The following is a 4,664-nucleotide window of genomic DNA, read 5'->3' on the forward strand; positions in this document are numbered from 1 at the left end:
CCTAGGAGTTTCAAGTCGCGGAGACTCGTGGACGAGCTCATCATGCGATCTCAGTGACGCCGGCAGGTTTGCGCCAAGACGCGATCCTAGACCCTTGCGCGGTGAACAAGAACTTGTCGCACAATCGGACATATGGTAAGTTGCTGCCAACGTTTCATTCCCGCATTACAAAATGCGCGTCCCGTCCGGTGGCGTCATAGAATTAGGTTCGATAGCCTGAATTGTCGAGGTAGCTCGCGGATTTCTCCGGGGTGAATGCATGTCAGGACTCTGAAATGGACCCGCGGAGCGGGACCGCTTGAACCGGTTTGTTAGTTGGAAACTGACCGCTCCTGTTCCCTTTCTACCACGCTGCCAGAGACTCTGTCTGCTGCTGTGTTGAGCTCGGGCAGATCGCTATTCGAGTCCTCGAGGATCCCCTCGAGGCGTTTAAGCTGTTCGATTCCTTGTGGGACGATATGGCCGAATTCGTAGAAAACAGCACGCAATGCATTCGCCAGATCAGTGCGCTGATGAACAAGCGCTTCCGAGCCCGAAAGAGCACTGCTCTAGCCTGCTGTTCTTCCGATTTCGGCTCGACGAAGCGCATCTCGGGGCGCTGTGCCGCGATCACGATTGCTTCGGCATCAGCCGCGTCGTTCTTTTGGCGTTTCACAAAAGGCTTCACATATTGCGGCGCGATCAGTTTCACTTCATGGCCGAGTTTGACCATCTCCCGCGCCCAATAGTGGGCGCTGCCACAGGCTTCCATCATCACCACTGCCGAGGGGGGCTCCGCCATGAACTTCCGAAACTGGAGCCGTGACAGCTTCTTTCAAAACTTCAAGTGCCCCGCCATTGATGCCCCGTGGAGGTGAAACACGTTCTTTGCCAGATCCACTCCGATCACCGTATCCATCAATTTGCCGTCCTCTCCGCTTCGTGGTTCAAACACCACGTTCTTGGCACATTACGATGCCCGTCTGGGGAGGGTGGCAACCATCCCATCTCATCTGGTGATCGGTGCCAAGGCGGGTTTCTCGAAAGCGAGTGCGTATCGGATCGAGGGCGATGCGCGTCCGCCATCCCAGAAGAAGGGGCCAGGGGGCGGGGACGGATCCGATCCGCTCGCCCCCTACTGGGGACGCCGAGATCATTCCGATCCTGAAGGCTGCACCCGGCATCCGCGTGATCGGCGTGCTGGCGAACTGCGCCGACGGCATCCCAACCTCAACCCCGCGCTCAACGGCCCCGAACAGGACGTGATCTCCGCCAGGAGCACGAGCCCGCTGGTTCCGGCCGACCGCGCCGGCCTCATTAGCCGCCGCCGGCGGCGTCTTGGTTTGTTTCGCGTGACATGACAGTTCCTTCCGTTCGCTCCCCGATATTAGCGGAACGGCGCCCCACTCGGTACCTGTTGAAAATCGCTGCGATCCAGCTTATAGTCACGCTGGTCACTATAGTCATAGGAGCGGATCGTGACAGCCTCCCGAAAGACCCCTGCGCCCGAAACCGACCATTGGACCGTGGCTGGCGCCAAGGCGCGCCTCTCCGAGGTGATCGAACGCGCCCAGACCGATCCGCAGATCATTACCCGCCACGGCAAGCCCAGTGTCGTCATCGTCTCCGCCGAGGAATGGGCGCGCAAGACCGACCGCAAGGGCACGCTCGCCGAATTCCTGATGGCCTCGCCGCTGCGTGATGCCGATCTCGATCTCGAGCGGGTTCGCGATCAGCCGCGCGACCTTGATCTATGAATGTCCTGCTCGATACCAACGTGCTGTCGGAGGTTCGCCGGCCGGCGCCCGATCCGAAAGTGCTCGCGTGGCTTGATACGATCGACGAGGACCGGGCCTTCATCAGCGTTGCGTCGATCGCCGAACTCCGGCGCGGTATTGCCCTGATGGACGACGGCCGCCGTCGCGAGGCGCTTTCCGCCTGGCTCGCGGAGGATCTGCCGGCGCGCTTCGCCAGGCGGATTCTGTCGATCGACCCGGCGATCGCCGGGCGCTGGGGTGATCTGATGGCGCAAGCCCGACAGAGCGGCTTTGCGCTCTCGGTCATGGACGGTTTTTTTGCGGCTACTGCTCTCGACCGGGAGCTCGTACTCGCGACTCGCAACACCAAGGATTTTGCGCCGCTGGGTGTGCCGCTTTTGAACCCCTGGACCGATGAAGGAGCGCTGGGATGACCGTCGCTGCCCGCCTCCCGGACGCCGCTTCGCTCGAAACCGTCCTGGCTGGCCTCGGTCCGGCGTCCGCCGACGCGGACCTGATCCCAGCCTTGACGATAGCCTTTCCAGGCTTCGCGTTCGGCATCGCGCCGATCGATGACGATTACTGGCGCGACACCCGATCGGTTCTGCGTCCCGACGGCACGCGGCTTGGCGAATTGCGGCCGTGGATGATTGCCGAACTGGCCAAGGAAAATGGCGATGTGACGGCGGTCTGGGAGCGGTTGAAGGAGATCGATCTTCAGATCACCGAATGGCGCGGCACCAGCGTCTTCGTGTCGGCGCCGACGGGGCCGGGTGTCGCCGATTACGTTCAGATAGCGCTCGGCCGCGAGATCGAGTGGCGCGCCGGCCCGATCGTCAATCCCAACTACCGCCCGTATGGCAAGGAGGAGCTGCTCGATCCGAGCTGGCCTCGCACCGACCAGCTCCCAGACTCCGATCGCCTCGCCGGTCCGCTCTATCGCCTGCTCGATCGCGCCGGCGGCGCGGTGATCCACGTCCGCAGTTTCCTCGATCGCTGTGGCCGCGTCGAGCGCGAGAAGCGGGAGGCCAACCGGCCCGAGTTGGAGCAGCGCGTGATCCGCGAAGTCGGGCCCCAAGGAACGCGCGAGACGTCGTTTCTGGAGGCGGTCCCGGACTTTTTCGACTTTGTGCCGCGCGAACTGCGGTTCTTCCGGGACTGGGAGGAATCGAGCGCCGGACCGCAGCACATCTTCGCGCATTGGGCCCTCGATGCCCGCGATTATACCCACAAGAGCGAGCGCGAAGTCGGCTTCATTCCCCGACCGCTGAAGCCCCCGAAAGAGCGGCTGCTCACAACGGGGGACATTTCGGTGCACGCGCTGATGGACCGGATCGAGGCCGTGGACCGCGAGGTCGGCCTGCCCTTCGGCTGGTTCTTCCTGATGACCCATGGCCACTGGGTCGATCCCGATGTCGGGCACGCGATCGCTGAAGGCCTGAAGGCCCAGCGCGTGCGCCTGCCCGACCCCGACGCCCGCGTCCTGCTGCGCTGGGCCGATCGAACCTACGGCTTCTGACGGAGCGCTGCCGATGGACGACGTCACCTCTCGCGCGCTGGTCTCCGCCCCCGAAACTCGGTGTGGGCTGCAGCTCGATGCGCTCTCCGCCCCTTCTTGATGTCGGCGCGCTCGAAGCCATTCCCGCAGCGCGCGGCCTTTATTTGAGCAGACGGTTCTCCAGGGTCAGATCGGCGACGGCCTCCTTCAAGGCGCCGGCCTCCCGGCGGAGGTCCTTGACCTCGCCGGAGGTCGCAGCTCGTGCCGTGTCGCCGGCCAGGCGGCGCTTGCCGGCCTCGAGAAACTCCTTGGACCAGCCGTAATACATCGAGGCGGCAATGCCTTCTCGGCGACAAAGCTTGGAGATGTTCTCCTCGCCGCGCGATCCTTCCAGCACGATGCGGATCTTCTCTTCCGCCGAATACGGCGGGTCTGGCGCCGAATGTCCTTTAGCACTTGGTCTGCCGACGCTTTGGCCGGTCCGGATTTCTGTTTCGTCTTCGCTCCTAGTGGCTACGATGAACCAGAAATCCTCCCTCCGCAAATTCCCCCTGTTTGTCTCACAGGCCCTGACGGCGAACACTTGGCGCTTTTTTCCCAGAGATGACGCCGGCAACGACTATGTGAAGGGCCTCAAAGACGGGCTCGGCGAAAAAGCATCGACCATTATCGTCAAGGAAAGTCACTTATGAAACCTCGAACCCGACGGTAGATTCCGAGATCGTTACGCTGAAGGACTCCGGAGCGGATACGCTCTTCACCATGGCAACTTGGTGCCCAAGCGATCCGCAAGGTGACCAAGCTCGGCTGGAAGTCGCTCAACTTCATCGTAAGCGTATCGAGCTCGATCAAAGGCGTTCTCGAACCAGCCGGCCGCGATAACTCGGTTGGGCGACGATAAATCCGCCGCCCTGAGGGCCGAGCAAATGCTCCTTCGGCACGTCGACATTGTTGTAGCGCGTGTAAGCGGCCGGTTCCCTGTCGTGAGCCTAGGATGGTTCGATTCGCAGGACGCACAGGACGCGTGCTGAGGGCGAGAGGCTGATCAGTCAGGCCGACAAGTTGGGCTACGAATCCTGGAACGAGAGGCTGTGGCCCGAGGGGGCCGATCGACGTCCCCCACGATCGACCAGGCCATCAGCGGAGGCGATCCTTGGTTGGAATCGAATGCTCGCGCTACAAGACTGGGCGGGAGGTCGACTCGCCGCTCTCCGCCGCCACCTTTGTCCACGATCTGGCCGGTCTCCATCTTCGCAGTGGCCAGAGGCCGACATACCGGATACGTCTGTGTAGACTGTTCAAACGATCCATCATGACGCTTGCAGCGGGGCGGCCCATACGTTCACGCCCGGATGAATGTCTAAGCCATCTCGTCGCCGCAGGATACCGCGCAACTTGATCCGAATATGCCCCAGCTCATCCGCCCTAGA

At 62.3% G+C, this 4,664-nt stretch carries 4 protein-coding genes and 2 pseudogenes; 4 read left to right on the forward strand and 2 right to left on the reverse strand.

What is annotated here, in order from left to right; genetic code table 11:
* Positions 1 to 380: 380 nt before the first annotated feature.
* A pseudogene (locus ALC15_RS48125) lies at positions 381 to 898 on the reverse strand (IS110 family RNA-guided transposase); the annotation flags it as partial.
* 559 nt (positions 899 to 1,457) lie between these two features.
* Here ALC15_RS48125 and ALC15_RS40735 point away from each other — a divergent pair.
* The 3 genes from ALC15_RS40735 to ALC15_RS40745 are packed head-to-tail and all read left to right on the forward strand — an operon-like array spanning position 1,458 to position 3,255.
* The gene (locus ALC15_RS40735) at positions 1,458 to 1,736 is read left to right on the forward strand and encodes a type II toxin-antitoxin system Phd/YefM family antitoxin (protein ID WP_028337909.1); all 279 of its coding nucleotides are present in this window, start codon (positions 1,458 to 1,460) and stop codon (positions 1,734 to 1,736) included.
* Positions 1,733 to 2,170, forward strand: coding sequence for a type II toxin-antitoxin system VapC family toxin (locus ALC15_RS40740; protein WP_050632125.1), 438 nt, complete (start codon positions 1,733 to 1,735; stop codon positions 2,168 to 2,170). The genes ALC15_RS40735 and ALC15_RS40740 overlap by 4 nt, the downstream gene beginning before the upstream one ends.
* Positions 2,167 to 3,255 (forward strand): hypothetical protein, encoded by a 1,089-nt coding sequence (locus ALC15_RS40745; protein ID WP_050632126.1) that lies wholly within the window; start codon positions 2,167 to 2,169, stop codon positions 3,253 to 3,255. Before ALC15_RS40740 ends, ALC15_RS40745 begins: the two co-directional genes overlap by 4 nt.
* 142 nt (positions 3,256 to 3,397) lie before the next feature.
* Here ALC15_RS40745 and ALC15_RS40750 read toward each other — a convergent pair.
* Positions 3,398 to 3,690 (reverse strand): annotated as a pseudogene (locus tag ALC15_RS40750) (transposase); the annotation flags it as partial.
* Positions 3,691 to 3,752: 62 nt separating this feature from the next.
* On the opposite strand from ALC15_RS40750, the gene ALC15_RS47040 reads away from it, so the two are divergent.
* A complete protein-coding gene (locus ALC15_RS47040; protein ID WP_244486498.1) occupies positions 3,753 to 3,926 on the forward strand; it encodes a hypothetical protein in 174 nt (57 codons plus the stop codon).
* Positions 3,927 to 4,664: the final 738 nt, after the last annotated feature.

This window comes from Bradyrhizobium viridifuturi (assembly GCF_001238275.1).
In the GTDB taxonomy this organism is placed as follows: Bacteria; Pseudomonadota; Alphaproteobacteria; order Rhizobiales; family Xanthobacteraceae; genus Bradyrhizobium; species Bradyrhizobium viridifuturi.